Origin of the sequence: Mesorhizobium sp. NZP2298, assembly GCF_013170825.1 — a bacterium.
In the GTDB taxonomy this organism is placed as follows: Bacteria; Pseudomonadota; Alphaproteobacteria; order Rhizobiales; family Rhizobiaceae; genus Mesorhizobium.
Map to the genome: position 1 here is coordinate 5,850,379 of NZ_CP033365.1, position 19,678 is coordinate 5,870,056.

Below are 19,678 nucleotides of genomic sequence, written 5' to 3' on the forward strand. Positions count from 1 at the left end.
CGATCTCAGACCGGTTCCGAAATACGCCGGTACTGATCGGGGCGGCGGTAGAGCGCGAAGTTGAAATTCACCTTCCGGCAGGTCTCGATCAGGTCGAGGTCAGCGCGATGGACGATGATCTCGTCGCCGAGCGACATCGCCTGCGCGGCAATCTCGCCGGTCGGCGCAATGATGCAGGAGCCGCCGATCAGTGCCTGACCGTCTTCCAGCCCGGCCTTGGCGGCGGCCGCCACCCACAGCGTGTTCTGGTAGGCGCCGGCCTGCATCGGCAGATGGTTGTGGAACATCCTGAGATGCGCCAGCGCCGGCGCTTCGTCCAGCAGCAGCGGCGTGTTGTAGCCGAGCAGCACGACCTCGGCGCCGTTGAGGCAAAGCATGCGGTAGGTTTCGGGCCAGCGGCGGTCATTGCAGATCGCCATGCCGACGCGGACGCCGCGATAGTCGAAGACCGGGAAGCCGAGATTGCCGGGCTCGAAATAGCGCCGCTCCAGATGCGTGGTGGTGCCTTCCTCCGGCTCGCTGGACCCCGGCACATGCATTTTGCGGTAGCGGCCGATGAAGCGCCCATCCGGACCGACAAGGTCCATGGTGTTGAAATGACGCGTGCGGCCGTCTTCCCTGGTAATCTCGCAATAGCCGAGCGCGAAGCCAACCTTGAGGCGCGCGGCGGCATCATAGAGGCGCTGCGTTTCGGGGCCAGGCATCGATTGTTCGAAGAAGGCGTCGATCTCAGCCTGATCGTCGATGCGCCAGCGCGGGAAGAAGGTGGTCAGCGCCATCTCGGGGAACGCCACAATCTCCGCACCCGCGGCCGTGGCCTGTTCCAGCAAGTGGACGAGGCGATCGACGGTTTCGGCGCGCGAGGCCCTGCGCTGGATGGGTCCGGTCTGGGCGACCGCTATGGTCAGGCATCGAGCCATGGCGTCGTCTCCTCGACTGGTTTTCCCGAGCGGGCCGGATCGGCCGCGGTGCGCTCTACGAATTGTCCGAACCCAGGCTGCACCCGCAGCACACCGTCGGCGACCACCGGCACGCCGCGCACCAGCACGGTGGTCGGCTTGCCGGTCACGCTCCTGCCTTCGTAGGGCGTGAAGTCGACGCGCGAATGCAGGGCCGAATGGCCGAGCGTCCAGGTCGCCGTGGGATCCCACAGCGCCAGATCGGCATCGAGGCCGACCGCTATCCGGCCCTTGGCGTGGGCCAGGCCATAGATCGCCGCTGCATTGCGCGAGGTGAGATCGAGATAGCGCTCCAGCGTCAGCCGGCCGGAGAGCAGTCCTTCCGAGAAGAGCAGCGGCAGACGAGTCTCGATGCCTGGGATGCCGCTTAGCGTGGTGGTGAAACCGGGCGTCCGCGATCGTGCGATCTTGTCCGCGAAGAAATAGGGCGAATGGTCGGAGGACCAGAGATCGATGCCGCCATCGACAAGCGCCTGCCACAGATGGTCATGGCTACGCGGCGAACGCGGCGGCGGTGAAAAGACGAAACGCGCCGCATCCAGGGCCGGCCGGTCGAGATCGGCGGCGCCGATGAACAGATATTGCGGACAGGTCTCGGCGATCGCATCCACACCACGAGCCCGCGCCCGCGCCACCTCCTCGGCCGACTGCCAGGAGGAGACGTGGACGATGGTCATGCGCGCGCCTGTCATTTCGGCGAAGGCCAGCGCACGATGCGTGGCCTCGCGCTCCATCGTCTCGCTGTGGGCAACGACATGGTAGCGCATGTCGGTTCGGCCGAGATCGATCAGCCTCTGGCGCGTGCGCCGGATGGCGGCGTCGTTCTCGGCATGGACCATGACGATCCAGCCAAGCCTGTGCGCGGTATCGAGTACCCTGAAGAAGAGATCGTCGTCGACCGCAAAACCCTGATAAGTCATGAACAGCTTGACCGAGGCGATGCCGCGTCCGGCGAGTTGCGAAAGCTGTTGCTCGACATCGGGGCCGGTGCCCATGGTCACCACCGCGTGCAGCCCGTAGTCGATCACCGCGCGCCCTGCGGCGCGATCGAGAGCGCGATCCACGGCGCCAATCGTCGTCATGTCCGGACCCGGCATGCCGAACGGGACGATGCATGTGGTGCCCCCGAAGGCCGCAGAGATGGTGCCGGACTCGAAATCATCGGCATTGCCGGCCCCGCCCCAGACCGGCTGGTCGAGATGGCAGTGAGCGTCGATGCCGCCGGGCATGACCCAACGACCGCCGGCACCAATCACGGATTTACCGGACAGGCCGGTCCCGATGGCGGCGATGCGGCCATCATCGATGGCGATGTCGCATTCGGCCCAACCGTTGTCGAGCGCAACCCTTCCGCCTTTGATCACCAGCTCATGCATACGGTTTGCCCACCCCAATCGGTATCAGCCGACAGCCGCCGTGACCATGATCTCGACGCGATACTGATCACCCGCAAGTCGTGCCTCGACCGTTGCGCGCACCGGCATGGCGCTGCGGTCTATCCAGGCGTCCCATGCCGCATTCATCATCTCGAAGTCGGCGATGTCGCGCAGCCAGATCTGGGCGCTGAGAAGCTTCGACTTGTCGCTGCCGGCCTTGGCCAGAAGGGTATCGATCTTGGCGAAAATCTGCTTCGTCTGCGCGGTGGTGTCGCCGGAAAGGTCGTCAGCCGTCAGGCCGGAGACATAGACGGTGCCGTTGTAGCGCAGCACCCGGCAGAAGCGTTGCCCGTTCTCAAGACGTTCGATCGTCATCCCCTGGTCTCCTCTCGATCTTCGGCAGGCGACCTATCGTAGGGAGCGTGCAAAAGGCCTGTAAAGCCTGTCGCACGGCGCAACGCCGTTTTCCGCCACCGGGATGGCCAAAAAAAATGACGCCATAGCCGTGTCAATCTTCGCTTGTGGCATGCATGGCTAGGTGTAGCTTACGTCTGGGAGAGCAGCCGCTGGCCGGCGTGACTGCCAAGGGGAGCCGTCGCAATGCATCAAAGTTCAGCGTCGGTCATTGACCCTGCTTGCGATCGCCGGCGCCTGTCCTAGCCGGCTGACGGCGGCATTCATGGGGTCGATCGCTCAATCCGCGATGCGCTTCTGGCGGAACGCCGAGCGCTCCCGCGCCACGCTGCCGATCATGGCAAGCGTCTGTCTCGCCTGCATCGGCAGCGCCATGCTGACGACCGCGGTCTCGTTCCATCTGGGCAAACCTGGCGTCGACCCCGACGTCGTGCAGATCGTGCTGACCGCCTATCCGGTCGGCTTCCTGATCGGATGCCTGATGACGCGCCCATTGGTCGCCCGCTATGGCCATGAGCGGACCTTTCTGCTGATCCTGACAACCGCGCTGCTGTCGGCCCTGGGCTTCATCTTCACCGACTTCATGCCGAGCTGGTTCTGCTTCCGGCTGCTTGGGGGCATGTCGATGGCCTCGATGTTCGTCGTCTGCGAGAGCTGGATCAATCTCTATGCCGAACAGCACAATCGCGGCGCGATGTTCTCGATCTACATGCTGACGACAGCGATCGCCGTGCTGCTCGGCCAGATACTGGTCGCGCTGGTCGGTCCGAAATCTCCGCATCTCTTTTTGGTGGCGACAGCAACGGTGCTTCTGGCCTTCGCGCCAAAGTTCGCGGGGCTACGCTGGCCGGCGCTGCCTTCGATGCCGGCCGATACGGCGCCCGCGCCCGGAGCGAAGGCAGACAGGCGGCTCGGACCGCTGGCGCTTTTCAGGCTGGCGCCGGTGACGGTCGTCGCCATTTTCCAGGCCGGCATCACCAACATGAACATCTTCGTGCTGACACCTCTTTACGGGACGCAGATCGGACTGTCAGCGGTGGCCACGGTCTGGCTGGTGACCACAATAAGCATCGCCGGCATGCTCGCGCAGACCCCGGTCGGCTGGCTGTCGGACCGGTTCGACCGCCGCCTGATGCTGCTCGTGCAAGGGTTGGTATCGGTGACGACCTGCGCCGCGATCGCATGGGTCGGGACCCTGTCGGTGCCGCTGCTGTTTGTGCTGTTCTTCCTCTATGGGGCCACGGCGCTGACGATCTATCCGGTGGCGATGGCCTTCGGCGCATCGCAGCTTCATAGCCGGCACATGGTCGCCGCGTCCGGCACGCTGCTCCTGCTCTACTCGATCGGCAATGTGGCGACGCCAGGCGTCGCCGCGGGGTTGATGGCGCATCTTGGCCCTCCCGCCATGTTCCTGCTGCTCGGCGGCGGCGCTGCACTGGTCACGCTCGCGGCCTGCTACAATCTTCTGCGCCGGCCGGTCACGGCGCCGGTCATGCAAAATGTCGAGGAACGGGCTTGAGGTCACGGCAATGAACCGATTGCAAGGCAGCGTTGTCCTGATCGCGGGCGCCGCAAGCGGCATTGGCGCCGCCATTGCCCGGCGGTGCGTCGCCGAGGGCGCCAGTGTGGTCTGCGCCGACTATGATCTCGCGGCGGCGACAGAGCTTGCCGATACACTTGGTCCCTCGGCTACCGCCTGCCAATGTGACGTCACCGACATCGGTTCCGCCCGGGATGCCGTCGAATTCGCGAGACAAAAACTTGGCCGGCTGGACGGACTGGTGCACAACGCCGCCGCACCGTCGACGAACGCCACCGTCGTCGATCTTGACGAACAGTCCTGGCGCCGCGAACTCGATGTCAGCCTGACCGGTGCGTTCCTGATGAGCAAGTACGCGGTGCCGTTGATCGCGGCCAGCGGCGGCGGTTCGGTGGTGTTCATCGGCTCGCAGTTCGGACGGGTCGCCACCACCAAGGCCGTCGCCTACTGTGCCGCCAAGGCGGGACTGATCCATCTCGCCAAGGCGATGGCGGTCGACCATGCGCCGGACAAGGTGCGCGTCAACAGCCTGTCGCCGGGCGCCGTGGCGACGGCGCGCCTGTTGCGCAGATTTCCGGACTTCGAGGCCGCCAATGCGGGTCTTGGACCCGCCCATCTGCTCGGCCGCATCGCGGAGCCGGATGAAATCGCCGCCGCCGCGGCCTTCCTTCTGTCATCGGACGCGTCCTTCGTCACCGGATCCGACATACTCGTGGATGGCGGCTATGCGACGCGCTGACTTCGTCTCTCTTCGTTCAGCTTCAAAGGAGTTCGCATGACGCTGCTCGTCACCGGTGGCACCGGCTTTGTCATGAGCGTGGTCGCACGCGCATGGCTGGATCGTGACCCGCAAGCCCGTGCCGTGATCCTTGACCGTTCCGGCCTCGACGCGGCGGCCGAAAGGCATTTCGCTCCGGTGCGCGACCGGCTCACGGTAATCGCCGCCGATGTGCTCGAGCCGAAGAGCTGGTCCGCGACGCTTGACGAGCAAGGCATCACGGCAATCGTGCATGGCGCGACGATCACGCCGATCTCGCGCGGCAGCGCCTCGGAGGCAAAACGCCAGCCGGAGGCCGAGGACCCTGCCCGCATCGTCGACGTCAATCTCATGGGCACCGTGCGGATGCTGGACTGGGCGCGCGAGAGACAGGGTCTCAAGCGCTTCGTCTATGTCAGCTCCGGATCCGTCTACCGCCACAACGGGCCCGACTGGAGCAGCGAGCCGCTGCCTGAAGACGGCTATGTCGCGCCGCTGACGCTCTACGGCATCTCGAAATTCGCCTCCGAAATGGTGACCAACCGCTATGCCGACCTTTTCGGCCTGTCGGCAGTCTCGGTGCGGCTTGCTTCCGTATATGGCCCGATGGACCGCGCCACCGAGAGCCGCAACTTTCGCCATGTTCCCAACCGCGTCGCGCATATGGCCCTGGCCGGCGAGACGATCAGGCCGAACAGCCTGGAGCCGGTCGGTGACTACGCCGCCTCGACCGACGTTGCCGCCGCAATCCTCGCGCTGATTGATGCGCCACGCCTCAATTACCGCCACTACAATATCGGCTCTGGCTCCAGCCAGACCATCGGCGAGATCATCGGCTGGGCAAGGGAACGCGTGCCCGGACTGAAAGTCGAGGTGACATCGGGAGAAGACGCCAACATCGTCCAGGATGTGAGCCTGAAAGGCGGCATGTGGGGCGCCTATGACATCGCCCGCATCCTGCGCGACACCACATGGCGGCCGCGTCCCGGCAAGGAAGCCTTCCACGCCTACATGGACTGGATAGCCGCCAACGAAACGAACTGAGAGGAAATTGTCATGACGCAGAGCGTTGCCTCGCAAGCGCCCCAGCCGCGCGACTTCGTCGGCTATGGTCCGCGCCCACCCTTCATGGCCTGGCCGGGCGACGTCAAGCTCGCCATCAACCTCGTGCTCAACTACGAGGAAGGCTCGGAATACTCCTGGCTGGAAGACGGTCGCAACGACAATTGGGGAGAGTACAATCTCACCTCGAGCCCGCCGGTGCGCGACCTCGGCACCGAGACGCATTTCGAGTACGGCAGCCGGGCCGGCGTGTGGCGTCTGGCGCGCCTGTTTGACCGCTATGATATCCCGATCACCATCTCCGCCTGCGCGGTGGCGCTGGAGCAAAACCCGCCCTTCGTCGAATGGATGAAGATGCGGCGGCACGATCTGCTCGGCCACGGCCTGCGCTGGATCGACTACACGACGATGGAGCGCAGCGAGGAAAAGCGCCATCTGAATGAAGCCGTGGCCCTCTACGAGAAGCTGCTGGGAAGGCGCCCATTGGGCTGGAACTGCCGCTCTCTGCCCAGCGTCAACACGCGCGATTTGCTCGTCGAGGAAGGCGGCTTCCTCTACCACTCCGACCCCTGCAATGACGATCTGCCCTACTTCGTCGATCACCAAGGCACGGAGATCCTGGTCGTTCCCTATTCCAAGACACTCAACGACAGCCGCTATCTGGTGGCGCCCGGCTACAGCAATCCGCGCGACTTCGCCGAGGATTGCCGCTCGGCCATCGATTACATGCTCGACGAGGCGGACGAGACTGGCGGCCGCATGCTGACGATCGGTATTCATGCGCGGTGGATGGGCCAGCCCAACCGGACGTCCGGGCTGCGCGAGGTGATCGAACATGTGAAGCAGAACCCGGCCGCTGCCTTCATGCGGCGCGAAGACATCGCCCGGTTCTGGCTCGCCAGCCATGCCGTCTTCGAGCGACGCGGCTGACAAGAGCAAAGAGAATGGCGGCATGTTCGAAACGCTGATCCGGGGAGCCACCATCGTCAACGCCGAAGGGTTCGAACGGCGCGATGTAGGCATCACCAACGGAAGGATCGTAGCGCTCGTCGCCCCCGGTGAGACGGTTTCGGCCCGGACCGTTTTCGATGCCGCCGGTGCCTATCTATTACCCGGCCTGGTCGACGCGCACGCGCATCTGCGCGAGCCGGGCCTGACTCACAAGGAAGATTTTTCCTCCGGCACGCATGCCGCGGCCCTTGGCGGTGTGACGACGGTGCTCGACATGCCGACCGACGAGCCATGGACAGCCACGGCCGACCAGCTTGCCGACAAGATGGCGATGGCCAAAGACCGCATCCATGTCGATGTCGGTCTCCAGAGTGTCGTCAGCCGCGACCTGTCGCGCATCCCGGGCCTGCTCGATCTGGCGCCGGTCTCGTTCGAGCTGTTCACCGCCGATGTGCCCGATGACTTCCTTTTCGCGACGCTCGACGCGGTGGCCGAGGCGTTGAAGGCTTTCGCCGGCGCAGACACTTTGATCGGCATCTCGCCCGGCGATCAATCGATCCTGACCGGCAGCACACTGCGTGACCGCTCCGGCACGATCGCCGCCTTTCAGGCCAGCCGGCCGCCGCTCGCCGAGGCCAATGGCATCGCCCGAGCGCTTGTCGCCGCCGCCTCGGCCGGGACCAGAATTCATGTCCGCCAGATCAATTCCGAACTTGGCGTCGAGACGTGGGGCCGGTTGCGCGGCATGGCTGACGCCAGCGTCGAAACCACGCCGCAGAACCTCTTCTTCAACGCCGGCGACTATGAGATGCACGGCGCCAATCTCAAGGCCTCGCCACCCTTGCGCTCGCCGCATGACGTGGATGCGCTGCGCGCGGCACTCGGCGCAGGGCTGATCGACATCGTCGCCACCGACCACGCGCCGCACACACCGGCCGAGAAGGCAACGCCTTGCGCGGCTTTCGCCGACATTCCGGGCGGCATGCCGGGGCTGCAGACGCTGCTGCAGGTGATGCTGAAACTGGTCGATGACGGCCTGATCGCCCTGCCCGATCTGGTGCGCCTGTGCGCCCGCAATCCGGCCGAGCGCTTCGGCCTTGGCCGGCGCAAGGGGAAGATCGCCAGCGGCTACGATGCCGATATGCTCATCCTCGATCCGCGCCAGTCCAACACGATCGCCAATGCCGATCAGGTGTCGCGAGCGGGCTATACGCCATTCGACGGCTGGATCGTTCAAGCGCGGCTGACAAGCGTCTTCCTGCGCGGTCGCGAGATCGTGCGCGAAGGAGAACTGATCGGCCCGAAAGTCGGGAACATCGTCACCCGGGAAAGCTGAAGACCATGCCCCTGCTCGCCAACAAGACCGCCATCGTCACCGGAGGCAGTTCCGGCATCGGCCGCGCGATCGCGCTGAAATTCGCGGCCGAGGGCGCGAGCGTCGTCATCGCCGACACGGTCGAGCAACCGATCGAGGGGGGTGGGAGCACCGTGGAGTTGATCCGCTCGGCCGGCGGAGCTGCCGTTTACATCCGGACCGACATCTCTGACTGGGGCGCCGTCGACGCGCTGGTCGGTGCGACGGTCGAGCAATTCGGACGGCTTGATGTGATGGTCAACAACGCCGCGATCTATACCAGCACCAATCTGATCGACACCACGCCGGAGCAATGGAACCGCGTCATCGGCGTCAACCTGACCGGCTTCTTCTACTGCTCGAAACGGGCGGTGATGCAGATGCTCACCCAGGTGCCCGTCGACGACGTGCGCGGCCGCATCATCAACATCTCCTCGCAGCATGGCATGGTGGCCTGCCCCGGCGACCTTCCCTATTCGGTGAGCAAGGGCGGCATCGTGCAGATGACGCGGCAAATCGCGGTCGACCACGCCGACGATCTGATCGTCTGCAATGCCATCGCACCCGGCAAGATCATCACCGGCAAGCCGGGCGTGGCCAACGACCCCGACGCGCTCGACTACTCGCTCCGTCGCACGCCTTGGCCGCGACTTGGAACCCCGAACGATGTGGCGGGAGCGGCGCTGTTTCTTGCCAGCGACATGGCAAGCTACGTCACCGGCATCAACCTGATGGTCGACGGCGGCTGGATGGCGGGCTGACGGATACGGGCTGCTCGCAAGGCGACCAGTTGGGTTTTGATCATTGCCTTATGAACGGGCCCCTATAGGTCTGGCCGGCGAGCGCATAGGTTCCGGCCAGGGTCCCGTCAGGCATCATCGTCAGACTGATGTCCGCGCCATTCGGCAGGCGCCCGAGCTTCAATGTGCTCCCGACAATTCTTCCTTCACCGGCGGCCTCCCCCGGATTGTTGTCGCCCAGATTGCCCCAGGCAAAAGTGACCGTCACCTTGCCGTTTGCAGAAATCGTCTGCACGGCGACTTTGGCTTCATACGCGCCCTCCAATCGCCCAGCCCACATGCCCGAAAAAGCGGCGTACTTTGTTGGAATGCCCTTCGCAGGGGGAGTGATCGTCACGGATGGATCCATGATTGCCGAACCCGCGGAGGCCGCGGCGGAGCTCGAGACCGGCTGAGCAGGAGTGCCAGCAGGATCCGGCGCAGGTTCGAGAGCGGCGGGTTGCGGCCCTGCGGGAGCGGATTGGCATGCGACGAGAGCAAGTGCCATGAAGCCCAGCATCATGTTCCGCATCGAATTCTCCACATCGTTTCGCGGATTGTCGGCGGGTCGCAGACCCGCCGAATTGCACGTCATTCTACGCCACCGCCCTGTCCAGAGCGTATAGCGTTCTACATCAAAGACGCCGTCAACAACCGAGCTTCTGATTTCATCACCGAATTTCCACTGTTCGGAAGTCCTCTTCTTTCACGGACTATCTCCATGGACCAGCCGCCATTGGCAGGTTCGCCAGAAATTTCTGGCTTGGCTGTTCCCTCCAGTGTTGAAGAGTGAAGCTCAGCACGACCTTTGCCATAAGACCGTTACGGCTGAGCATCAGCCACGGCGTGAGGGTGGCGAAAACGTGATCTTGCAAATCCGGCAATCTCAGCTCCGGAGAATAGCTTTCCTTGACGGGAGCCAGGAAGCCACCAATGTACCGGGCGATCTCACCTGCAGGGTATTTTGCTTATGACAGCCGCGATCCATGACATTCCGTTCCGCCGCGCCGACGGCTCAACCACAAGCCTGGGCGAATATGCCGACAAGGTCTTGCTGATCGTCAACGTCGCCTCCAAATGCGGCTTCACCAAACAGTATGACGGACTGGAGGCGCTTTATCGCTCGTATCGCGACCAGGGCCTTGTGGTGCTCGGCTTTCCGGCCAATGACTTTGCCGGGCAGGAACCGGGCACAGATGCCGAAATCCAGGAATTCTGCCGGTTGACCTATGGTGTCGAATTCCCTGTGTTCGCCAAGATCGCGGTGACGGGACCGCGAAAGCATCCGCTTTATCAAGCGCTGATCGAGGCGCGGCCACAGGCTGTCTTCAAGCCGGACAGCACGCTGGTGAGCCGGCTGGCCGGGAGGGGCGCCATGCCCGCAGCCGGCGAAGTGAGCTGGAATTTCGAGAAGTTTGTGGTCGACCGCAAGGGTGTCGTCGTCGCCCGCTTCGGTTCCGACACGGAGCCGCAGGACGAGGCGATCGTCGGCGCTGTCCGCAAGCTCCTGGCGGTTTGAGGCAAGAAGCGAAGCTCCCAACACAGATTAAATTTGCGGCAACATCCGGCTTCCGCGGAGAAGCCGCCCGCATAACCGAGGACCAAGCCATGGATCTGCAACTGAACGGCAAACGCGCCCTGATCACAGGCGGCAGCAAGGGAATTGGCCGTGCCATCGCCCGGCAATTGGCCCTGGAAGGCGTGGACCTTGTCATCGCCGCCCGCAACGCTGCCGATCTGGGCATCGCCGAGCGCGAACTGGCTGCGGAAACCGGGCGCAAGATCGTTGGGCTAGGCGTCGACACACAGGACGACAGCTCGGTCAAAACGCTGGTGGCAGGGACGATCGCGGCGCTCGGCGGCCTCGACATCCTGGTCAACGCCGCAGCCAAGCCGGGCGGGCAGGCACCACCGCCCAAGCTGGCCGAGATCACGGACGACCTGTTCTGGGATGACGTGGACGTCAAGGTGATGGGCTATCTGCGTACGGCGCGTGAGGCCGCTCCTCATATGGCTGCCGCCGGCTGGGGCCGGATCATCAACGTAAGCGGGCTCGCTGCCCGGCAGACAGGCTCGATCATCGGCTCGATCCGCAATGTTGCCGTCTCTGCCCTGACCAAGAATCTCGCCGACGAACTGGGCCCGAAGGGGATCAACGTGACGGTGGTCCATCCTGGCCTGACCCGCACGGAAAAGACCACGCCGCTGGTCGCCGCCCGCGCGGCTTCGGCAGGCGTTTCGCCTGAGGAGATCGAACGGCGACTTGCCGCCAATGTCACGATCGGCCGCCTCGTCGATATGGCCGAAGTCGCTGATGTCGTCACATTCCTCGCGTCGCCGCGAAGCGTCGCCATCAACGGCGATGCGATCGCCTGCGGCGGCGGGGTCATCGGGCCGATACATTACTAGAGCAAAATCCAGGAAAAGCGCGAAACGGTTTTCCGCCTAGACGCGCACATCGCCCAGCACCCTGATCTCCGACGAAATGGACAGGCCGCCTTCGATCTCTTCCTCGTTGGAAAACCCGTCGAAATTGGCGAGCGAGCCAAAAGAGAGGCCGGAAAGCCCTTCGACGTATTTGACGCTGCGCTGGTAGGTTTTGTAGGCGCCGAACGCCGCCTCCAGCTCACCGAGCTCCCTCTCCTGCTCAACCACGTAGGCCGTCGATGACGGGCGGCCGTCATCGGAGATGAACGACACCACTTTCCAGAAAGCTTTCGGAATGAGCGCATCGCGGTAGCGAAGATCAGTGCCGCCGAAGACGGGGCCGGTGAATACGGAACACCGCTCGGCCCAGGCCCGCGCATTCTGCAGGATGTAGTTCTCTATTCCGAGCCAGGTCTTCTGATTGACGATGTCCATCTGCGGCGCACAGTTCGTGAAGTGAAACGTGTCCGCATTGGCGCCGAGGGCGTTGGCGCCCCAATTGGGATCCTCGCGCCTGACGAGGTGTCCTCTGTCGAGGCGATTGCCGGCATAGAGGTCCGCACCGAGCTGCGCTTCGGCCGGCAGGCGCCCGTCCAGCGCCCATCTGTTGTCCTCGCGCCCAATCGAAATGGAGCGGGCGCCCTCGATATTGACGGCGGTGAACATGGCCATGCGCCGCGACGCGCACATGACGACGGAAAAGTTGCAATAGTCGAGCCGGCCGCTGGCATCGCCGCCAACCGGCGTTATGTCGCGGGATCGCTGGCCGGTCGGCTTGGGCAGGTCGATCGGGAATCTGGTCAGGAAAGTCCGATCGAAACCGGTACGGCCAGCAAAGGATTGAGGCGGCGACGTGCGCGGCCGTGCCGCGCGCTCGGCCATGGCACCCTCACTGCGAATGTGCGTTTCGAGAGCTGCCCCGGCCCCCGGCCCGCGCAGCCGCCGCATATCGCGAAGCTGCGGTCGCCGGTCCATCCTTACGGTCGCAAGTTCAGTCACGGACATGAGTTTCTCCAATCGAAAAAGCCGAGGACATCACCCGGCGTTGAAAAAATTTCCAAAGGCCTTCAGGTCGAGCAGTTGCGCATCGTCCTCGACGGCATGGCGAATGCTGGCCAGATCGTGGGCGAGGTTCTGCCGCGGCGTCTGCCCGCCAAAGTGCACGCGGCCTGTGCCATAAGGATGTATCGGTTCTTCATCGCCGCCCCCCTCCCCTATCCGTCGTGGCAATTTGGGAGGAGCACCGTGAACTCAGCGTGAAACCAGCCTCAGGCGGGGCCCAAACCTCAGACGAGGAGAGGCATCAGCCGCTCAAAATCGCGGCGTCCGTAAGTTGCCTGCCAACCCCGCTGTTGAGGTAACATCCAGAGCCGCTCACACCCTGGCCGCGGCTTGAAGTGCGCGAGACCGACGCAGATCGCCTTGACCACGGGGACCTCGAATGCGGGCCGCTGCAAGTCCGCGAACCATACATTGCCGCCGCTGGCGGTGTTTATCTCTTCCACCAGGCGCGACAGCATCCCTGCTTGGCCTGCCTGCGTTGCCGAGCCGGGATCGGAGCCGCTCAAAAAGCCCATTGTGTCGAGATTTGCGTGCTCCAGCCAGGCCGCGACGCGACGGTCCGCGGCAGACATCGGCGCATCGCCTTTTGTTGCGACCCGCATCTCATGGGCGTCGAACGCCAGCTCGGTCTGGATCATCTCGAGGAACGCGGCCTTGGCCGCCGCCTGCAAATCGAAGGCCGCCGCAAATCCGACCGCCACGCGCCGGCCGTCCCCCTCTGACGATATCGCGGCTGCCACATGCGCGCTGTGAAAGGTTGAAATGTCGAGGAACCAGACACGCCGCCCGGTTTCGATGGCGTGCTCCTTCAGGGCCGCTGCCAGGGAAGCATCGTCCAGGGTGGGAGCAAAGCGCCGACGCCGGCAGCCTCGCCACCACCATATGCCGGTTGCATCGCGCTCAACGAGCTCGAGCACGGCGCGCGACATAGCGGCGTCGATCGTGCTTCCGGCGGCGCAGCCATTGGAATCGGCGTTCAGGCTGTCGTCTCCATGGACGGCTTCGCCAAAGCCACCGAAGCAAAGAAATGCGGGGCACATCGCGGTGCGCGAGCCCGCGAAGTCGCGCACGCGGGCCAGCCGGTCCGGATTGCGCAGTTGCCGTGGCGGGGGTATCGCATCCCAGCCATCCCACATGCGGTTGAAACGGCGGCGCTGCTGTATCTGACGCCTGGAAAAACCGAGTACCGCTTCGGCCGGGATGATATCGCTGGCCCGGTCGGCCGCTACAAGCGTGCTCTCGTCCAAGGCCTGATACATCCAACTGCCGATTTCCACGGCTTCGCCAAGGCATCCCAACAAGGCCTGTGACCGGCTGTATCCCTTTCCGCTTACAGTCACCTGGCGGATACCGCCGCCCCACGGCAGACCGAGGTTCGCCGCGGCCAGAATGCCGCCCGGTATCTCGAAGAGATCGACAATCAGGCCATGATCGGCGGCGAAGCTGTACAGACGCAGGCGATCGGAAGCCTCGACATCCGTTTCCGGCCGAAGCTCCAATCCCGCGAACCGAATATCCCGCCTTGTCGTATCGGGCACCTTGTCGAGCACCGCGTTCGAAGAGCCGACAGCGGAATGCGGCTGTGCGCAAAGTGCTTCCCAATGACTTTTTTCTAGCCGCATTCCTCGATCTTCGCTTAACGTCCGCCCGGTTCTGGTATTAGATGATCGAAGGGCGTTTGGGCCGATCATGTCAGTAACCATGATCCACAGGCAAAGAGAAAGGGGCTCTTCCAGGAAAAGCCTCGAGATCAAACTCGTCGGCAATTTCGAGATACGCAGCCTCGACAAGGTTTATGCTCTCGACAAACGCAAGGCCGGCGCGATCCTGGCCTATCTCATTTTGTCCGAACAGACGCGCGAAACACGCGGGCGTTTGTCCGCGCTGCTGTGGAGCGACAGCGATGAAGAACACGCACGTGCCTCACTGAGGCAATCCATCCGCGATCTGAAGCAGATCGAACTCAAGACGGGGGTGCAGTTTCTGGTCCTCGACAAGCTCTCCGTCGGGATCGACCCCAATGTCCTGCGCACGGATCTCGCCACTCTGCGCCATGCGCTCAGGGCCCGGGACTTCCCGACTGTCGACGGTATCCTGGCGCGAAGCGACAGATCACTTTGTATCGGGCTTCAGGATTGCGATCCGGTATTCGACAACTGGATCGGGATGATTTCGACCCAGTGGTCGGATGGTCTGACGCATCAACTGTCGAAATCGCTCAACGAGGCGAATTCGAGCCTGGCGGAACGCAAGGCGATCGCCGGCTGCATCTTGCGCCTCGATCCTTTCCATGAATCGGCGGTCGTCAGCATGCTGGGGGCGCTGCATCGGGAAGGCGGCTATGCGAGGGCTCGCGTTTTCTTCGAACGCTATGTCAATGACCTGAGATCGGAACTCGATCTCGCTCCGCCACGCGAAATCATCCAGCAACTGGAGCGATTCAAGGCAGCGGCCCAGGATGGGGCGGATGCGCAGCCGCAAGCCGCCCTCGACCCTGCGGCGCCGCGGCAGCTCGTCGAAAGGCCGACGATCGTGCTCGTCACGGAAAAACACAGGAGCGCCGACGCGCACATTCAGTTCGCTCTGGTCAGTGAACTGTCCGCCACCCTCTCGCGGTTCAGGCATTGGACCGCGATCCACACCGAGCTTGATCGCGACACGATGCGATCGGGGTCTGTCGAGACGCTTCGTGCCGCCGTCGGGGAAACCGCCGACCTTGCCGTGATCATAACCGCGTCCGATGACGAGGACGAGCCGCATTTCGATATTTCATGCCGCACGATCGCAACGGGCGTGTTGCAGTTCTCCACCACCGCGCCTCGAGAACCGGCGGCATGGAGACCCGTGTTCAATGAAATCTGCGCGCGGGTTGCTTCACGCCTCCAGTTGGTGATTTCCACCACGCGCCTCCATCGCATAGACGAACAGTCGCCAAACTACATCTCCGCCTATGACAATTGGCTCGACGGACAGCGGCTTTCGACGTTGTGGCGCAAAGACACCGACGCCGTCGCGATCGCGCGTTACGAAGAAGCCATTCGGCAGGACCCTAGCCTGGCTTGCGCCTATTCGAGCCTGGCCGTGATCCTGAATTCGCGGTGGATCGTGCTGCCAGGCTATCCAGTCGAGAGCGCCGACCTCGACCGCGCATTCGACCTCGCCAAGAAGGCGGTCGCGCTCGATCCGCTCGATCACCGCAACCAGGTCAACCTGGCCTGGAGCCACCTCCTGGCGCGGCGCTGGGAACTGGCGGAATTTCATTTCGGACTGGCGCACGACCTCAACGCCGCCAATCCGGCAACCCTTATCGCCTATTCGCTTTTCAGTGCGTTCATCGGAAACCATCAGCGAGCGGTCGAGCTGTCGCGACGGTCGTTCGAGCTCAACCCGCTGCATGAGCCGCACTACCACGGTTACCATGCGACCGTTGCATTCCTGGCGGGCGACCTGCAGGGCTGCATCGAGGCTGTCGAGAAAAGCGACGGCCTGTTTCCCGATATCCGAGGCTGGTCGGCTGCCGCCCATGCCTTCATGGGCGATGACGCGAAAGCCGCCACCGACTTCAGAATATTTCTGAAGGGTATCACGACCGCATGGCACAATGGCGAGCGCCCGACCCGGCGAAGTGCGATCGACTGGTTCAAGAACGTCTTCCCGATCCGCCTGGACGCCGATCGCGCGAGACTGAGCGAAGGCATCGACCGCGCCTCACGGCTGGCATGACGCGGCCGAAGCCGGGCGCATCCTATCTGCAGCGCGACATAACATAGTCGCCAAGCCGGCAACGGTAGCCCCGAAGCCGGTTTGCCTTCTTCTCCTCGACCGTCGAGCCTGCGTTGGGGTCGAATTTGTAGTGAGCCGGGAAAGGATAGTCCTCTCCGGGGCCGACCTCGGGCGCGATCGTCCGCACGGTCTCCTCGACGTCCCCGGTGAAAGGAAAGGCAATGTTGACGACGTTCTCTTCATCGAAATGCGCGATGATCTCGATCTCGTCCCAGGTCTTGCCGCGCGGGTTCATGAACCCTTTGAGCAGGTCTTTCTTCTCGTCCTGTGTGCCGTTCCTGAATATCTCCATGGTGGCGGGATCCTTTATGGCTTCTCGAATAAAGGCTCCCAACGCTTCGAACTGCACATTCTCGAATTTGGCCATGGCCCCTCTCCATTTCTTCAGGTTGCGACGTTGCCGGTTCTTCGATAGGCCCGCCCCGGCATGTCCAGGTTAGCGTACCGCTTGAGGTATTCGTAGAGCTCGTCGTCTGAAACCAGCCTGTCGTCGGCCAATCCCAAGAGCCCCGCCAGATTGCCGGGTTCGGCCGATGATAGGGACAGCGGCACCTGGATTTCGCTGTCCCCGGCATTGAACAGTGCAGCGGCGACGGTGGACGCGACGATGAACGAGCCGGTCGGTCCCAGCCGGTTGCCGTCATCGCCGAGCACGGCGGCTTCCTGCAAGATGTAATAGGACAGAGGTGTTTCGGTCAGGAACTGCGGATGGGCCAGCAGCGTCTTCTCAAGCACGCCAGCCTGGAAGCTGTAGCGTTTCCTGCAGCTTTGCGTGGGCAGCATGGCAGCGCCCGAAAGTACAGGCACATCCGCGGCAAGCGCGGCAGCGACGGCCCCGGCAATCGTCTGGCCTGATGCGATGCCGAGATCGTAACAGCGCCAACAATCCATGAAGGCGATGGATCGAGGTGCCCCGTCGAAGTCGGCGGCGTGCTGTACCACCGCCATCTCGTAGTTGAGAAACGGACTGATACGGCGTGCCTTCAGTGCCTTTGCAGCATCGTCCGATTCGATGAAACGGCTCCAGTCAACGGCCCAATTCACGCGGACTGGAACGTCACCGTTCGGGCGCTGGCTCGAAAATGCCAGGATCTCGCGCAAGGTGCCGGCTTCCTCTTCGAATGCCTTGTTGAGGGCGTAGCGGTCGCGGACCATCGAATGCGCAAACCGCGAGGCGCCAAATGTGAATTCCATCGGCAGGTCCGCCAGCGGCCTCAACGATGCGACGCCGGGTCCGCGAAACTCCTCGCCATCGAAGAAGTGCGCCCAGACTGCCGGGGTCAGAATTCGCCTGAGATAGTCGTTCACGACGACTCGGCGATAGACACCGGTCAGGTAAAGCCGCGCCTGATCGAAGGCGTTCTGCGGCGGCAAAGCGCGGCGCGCCATTAGCAAATCGACGAGACGGTTGTGCACCTGCATCAACGAACATTGCAACTGGGAGAGAATGAGATTGTCGTCGTTCCTGGGGTCGCCGATCAGCGGACGGTAAGGCGCCTTTCGTCCGCACACGCTCAGAAAACCGCTGGAGGCGTCGACGCGCGGGACGTCTCGCGCCCTTTCGACCACACCATCGACGGGAAGTTTGACCTGCTTGTCGCTCACCCCGGGCAGGCCGATCGGAAATCGACAAAGGGTGGTGTCGCTTTCCGATGCCGAGTCATAGAGATGCGAGTCCACAACCGGGCCTCGTCCATAAAGGCCCGACAGATCGAGACTGCCCGAGACGGCATTCCTCAAGGTGCGCCCGGCACGATCGCTCGGCATGCCAAATATGCGGCTAAAGACGATGTCGTGAAAAGCGAACTGGCCGAAATAGGTATAAGCTGCGGGATTGTCGCTGAGGTCGGGAGAATCGATGGGACCGAGCATGCAGTTCGAGATGTCGGCGAGCGCCGCTTGGGTTCTCTCCGTCGCGGAGCCATCTTCTCCAGCCGGCATGAGGCTTATCGGCTTTTCGGCGAGATCGGGAAACAGGAGCCGGTGCCGAAGAGCGTCGCCCGCGCCCGCACCCGCGGCTTCGACGGTGGGACCTCCAGCAGGCCTCGCCCTCGCGTTGAGCGCGCGGCGATGATTTACCAGGGTTTCATATGCCACATACTCGCCGTGTCTCATCGCCACCCCTTTTCGTCGAAGACTATTCCATTCGCACGCGGTCGGCGATACCAGCCGGCCATATCTTGCGCCTGGCCAAGCGGCCCAGCCCGAGGGCGGGACGGATTATGTTGGGAGGCCCAAAATCCGCCCCGCCGCCAGCCCCCCGGCCGACTTGAGATGCATAGTTGAAGCCTACCGATCACCCGGTGCAAAAAGTCCGGACATCAATCGGTGCAAGTTTGCCCATCGGGGTCGCGCCGGCAATCGTCGACGACACGGATTCCTTGCCGGGAGGCGATATGACGAGCTGGCGAAAATGGTTCCAGTCGAAGTCCACACCTGGATCCGTCCCGCAGGCCGGATCGAGCGCGGCATGCGAAACGATGGTCTTGAGGTTCGGGTACTTCGCCCAGCAATAGCGCACAATTCTCGCCGTCACTTCGACCTGCCAGCTTGAGAATGGGTCCGCGACCTGGGTTTTGACGACTTCAATGCCAAGGCTCCAGTGGTTGACGCGCTTGGCGCCGCCATTGACCCGCGGATGGCTCTTGTCGTCTCCCACATGCCAGGCCGCCCGCGATTCCGGCGCACACGCCCAGACAATGTTTCCGTGCTGGCTTTCGTTCTCATCGGGAACCAGCCAGTGGAAGCTGCCGGTGCCGGCCTGCATCACCGACATTGCCCTTGCCGAGCTGCCGCCGGCAGTCGCATGAATGACCACCGCGTTGATGCCAAGGATCGGATCGAAACGCCGCAACGACGTCGAGCGCGCCCAGTAATCCTGAACGCCTGGATAGAGCACCTCTGGGATCGCAAATGGCGCCGGCCTGCCCGCGGCCGGCAAATCGAACAGGTATGTCTTCGGATCTGGCATCGCTTGCTCCTGCAAAGCTCGCGTTTGACGATCCGTGTATCGCAACGTTGGCGTGAAACGAGCGTGAATCATGTCCCGCCGCCCGGGAGGCATCGCCGGCCATCAAGAGAGTTCCGTCGACCAGGAGCGCCCGATCGGTCCGATTCTCAAGAGAATCCAGCACGTTCTGGGGGATGATTGCCGGGATATCCCATACCCCAAGCGGCTGCGCCCGTGGCAAGCCTTGCTTGATCGACGTTCGCC

18 protein-coding genes are annotated in these 19,678 nt (G+C 63.3%); 9 read left to right on the top strand and 9 right to left on the bottom strand.

Annotated elements, in window-relative coordinates:
* Nucleotides 1-5: 5 nt before the first annotated feature.
* The 3 genes from EB231_RS28245 to EB231_RS28255 are packed head-to-tail and all read right to left on the bottom strand — an operon-like array spanning nucleotide 6 to nucleotide 2,710.
* The gene (locus EB231_RS28245; protein ID WP_172351706.1) at nucleotides 6-920 is read right to left on the bottom strand and encodes a nitrilase-related carbon-nitrogen hydrolase; all 915 of its coding nucleotides are present in this window, start codon (nucleotides 918-920) and stop codon (nucleotides 6-8) included.
* Nucleotides 905-2,335 carry a dihydropyrimidinase gene (gene hydA / locus EB231_RS28250; protein WP_172351707.1) on the bottom strand — a complete coding sequence of 477 codons (1,431 nt, stop codon included), beginning with the start codon at nucleotides 2,333-2,335 and terminating at the stop codon, nucleotides 905-907. The genes EB231_RS28245 and hydA overlap by 16 nt, the downstream gene beginning before the upstream one ends.
* A 24-nt stretch (nucleotides 2,336-2,359) precedes the next feature.
* Nucleotides 2,360-2,710: a RidA family protein gene (locus EB231_RS28255; protein ID WP_056564911.1), complete on the bottom strand. Its 351-nt coding sequence runs from the start codon at nucleotides 2,708-2,710 to the stop codon at nucleotides 2,360-2,362.
* A gap of 250 nt (nucleotides 2,711-2,960) precedes the next feature.
* Here EB231_RS28255 and EB231_RS28260 point away from each other — a divergent pair, with 250 nt between their 5' ends.
* Genes EB231_RS28260 through EB231_RS28285 form a run of 6 tightly spaced genes read left to right on the top strand, consistent with a single transcriptional unit; the run spans nucleotide 2,961 to nucleotide 9,174 of the window.
* The gene (locus tag EB231_RS28260) at nucleotides 2,961-4,268 is read left to right on the top strand and encodes an MFS transporter (protein ID WP_340163188.1); all 1,308 of its coding nucleotides are present in this window, start codon (nucleotides 2,961-2,963) and stop codon (nucleotides 4,266-4,268) included.
* Nucleotides 4,269-4,278: 10 nt separating this feature from the next.
* Nucleotides 4,279-5,028: an SDR family NAD(P)-dependent oxidoreductase gene (locus EB231_RS28265; protein WP_172351708.1), complete on the top strand. Its 750-nt coding sequence runs from the start codon at nucleotides 4,279-4,281 to the stop codon at nucleotides 5,026-5,028.
* 36 nt (nucleotides 5,029-5,064) lie between these two features.
* The gene (locus EB231_RS28270; protein ID WP_172351709.1) at nucleotides 5,065-6,090 is read left to right on the top strand and encodes an NAD-dependent epimerase/dehydratase family protein; all 1,026 of its coding nucleotides are present in this window, start codon (nucleotides 5,065-5,067) and stop codon (nucleotides 6,088-6,090) included.
* 12 nt (nucleotides 6,091-6,102) lie between these two features.
* A complete protein-coding gene (locus EB231_RS28275; RefSeq protein ID WP_172351710.1) occupies nucleotides 6,103-7,038 on the top strand; it encodes a polysaccharide deacetylase family protein in 936 nt (311 codons plus the stop codon).
* Between the two features lie 22 nt (nucleotides 7,039-7,060).
* Complete coding sequence (locus EB231_RS28280) at nucleotides 7,061-8,395, top strand: dihydroorotase (protein ID WP_172351711.1); 1,335 nt, start codon at nucleotides 7,061-7,063, stop codon at nucleotides 8,393-8,395.
* Between the two features lie 5 nt (nucleotides 8,396-8,400).
* A complete protein-coding gene (locus tag EB231_RS28285; RefSeq protein WP_172351712.1) occupies nucleotides 8,401-9,174 on the top strand; it encodes an SDR family NAD(P)-dependent oxidoreductase in 774 nt (257 codons plus the stop codon).
* A gap of 40 nt (nucleotides 9,175-9,214) precedes the next feature.
* Here EB231_RS28285 and EB231_RS35260 read toward each other — a convergent pair whose 3' ends face one another.
* A complete protein-coding gene (locus EB231_RS35260; RefSeq protein WP_246740739.1) occupies nucleotides 9,215-9,724 on the bottom strand; it encodes a hypothetical protein in 510 nt (169 codons plus the stop codon).
* Nucleotides 9,725-10,162: 438 nt separating this feature from the next.
* On the opposite strand from EB231_RS35260, the gene EB231_RS28295 reads away from it, so the two are divergent.
* Both EB231_RS28295 and EB231_RS28300 read left to right on the top strand, forming a co-directional pair.
* On the top strand, nucleotides 10,163-10,711 hold the full coding sequence (locus tag EB231_RS28295) for a glutathione peroxidase (protein WP_172351713.1): 549 nt from the start codon (nucleotides 10,163-10,165) through the stop codon (nucleotides 10,709-10,711).
* Nucleotides 10,712-10,800: 89 nt separating this feature from the next.
* Nucleotides 10,801-11,601, top strand: coding sequence for an SDR family NAD(P)-dependent oxidoreductase (locus tag EB231_RS28300; RefSeq protein ID WP_172351714.1), 801 nt, complete (start codon nucleotides 10,801-10,803; stop codon nucleotides 11,599-11,601).
* A gap of 36 nt (nucleotides 11,602-11,637) precedes the next feature.
* Here the strand turns inward: EB231_RS28300 and EB231_RS28305 are convergent, their stop codons facing one another.
* Both EB231_RS28305 and EB231_RS28310 read right to left on the bottom strand, forming a co-directional pair.
* Nucleotides 11,638-12,624, bottom strand: a complete 987-nt coding sequence (locus tag EB231_RS28305) for a DNA/RNA non-specific endonuclease (RefSeq protein WP_206681863.1) — start codon at nucleotides 12,622-12,624, stop codon at nucleotides 11,638-11,640.
* 281 nt (nucleotides 12,625-12,905) lie between these two features.
* Nucleotides 12,906-14,303 (bottom strand): YcaO-like family protein, encoded by a 1,398-nt coding sequence (locus EB231_RS28310; protein ID WP_172351715.1) that lies wholly within the window; start codon nucleotides 14,301-14,303, stop codon nucleotides 12,906-12,908.
* 67 nt (nucleotides 14,304-14,370) lie between these two features.
* Between EB231_RS28310 and EB231_RS28315 the strand changes: the two genes are divergently transcribed.
* Nucleotides 14,371-16,404, top strand: a complete 2,034-nt coding sequence (locus EB231_RS28315) for a hypothetical protein (RefSeq protein WP_172351716.1) — start codon at nucleotides 14,371-14,373, stop codon at nucleotides 16,402-16,404.
* 22 nt (nucleotides 16,405-16,426) lie between these two features.
* Here EB231_RS28315 and EB231_RS28320 read toward each other — a convergent pair whose 3' ends face one another.
* From EB231_RS28320 to EB231_RS28330, 3 genes are all read right to left on the bottom strand, one after another.
* Nucleotides 16,427-16,831 (bottom strand): hypothetical protein, encoded by a 405-nt coding sequence (locus EB231_RS28320; protein ID WP_172351717.1) that lies wholly within the window; start codon nucleotides 16,829-16,831, stop codon nucleotides 16,427-16,429.
* Nucleotides 16,832-16,848: 17 nt separating this feature from the next.
* Nucleotides 16,849-18,405: a peroxidase family protein gene (locus EB231_RS28325; protein WP_172351718.1), complete on the bottom strand. Its 1,557-nt coding sequence runs from the start codon at nucleotides 18,403-18,405 to the stop codon at nucleotides 16,849-16,851.
* 355 nt (nucleotides 18,406-18,760) lie between these two features.
* Nucleotides 18,761-19,528: an N-acetylmuramoyl-L-alanine amidase gene (locus tag EB231_RS28330; protein ID WP_206681864.1), complete on the bottom strand. Its 768-nt coding sequence runs from the start codon at nucleotides 19,526-19,528 to the stop codon at nucleotides 18,761-18,763.
* Nucleotides 19,529-19,678: the final 150 nt, after the last annotated feature.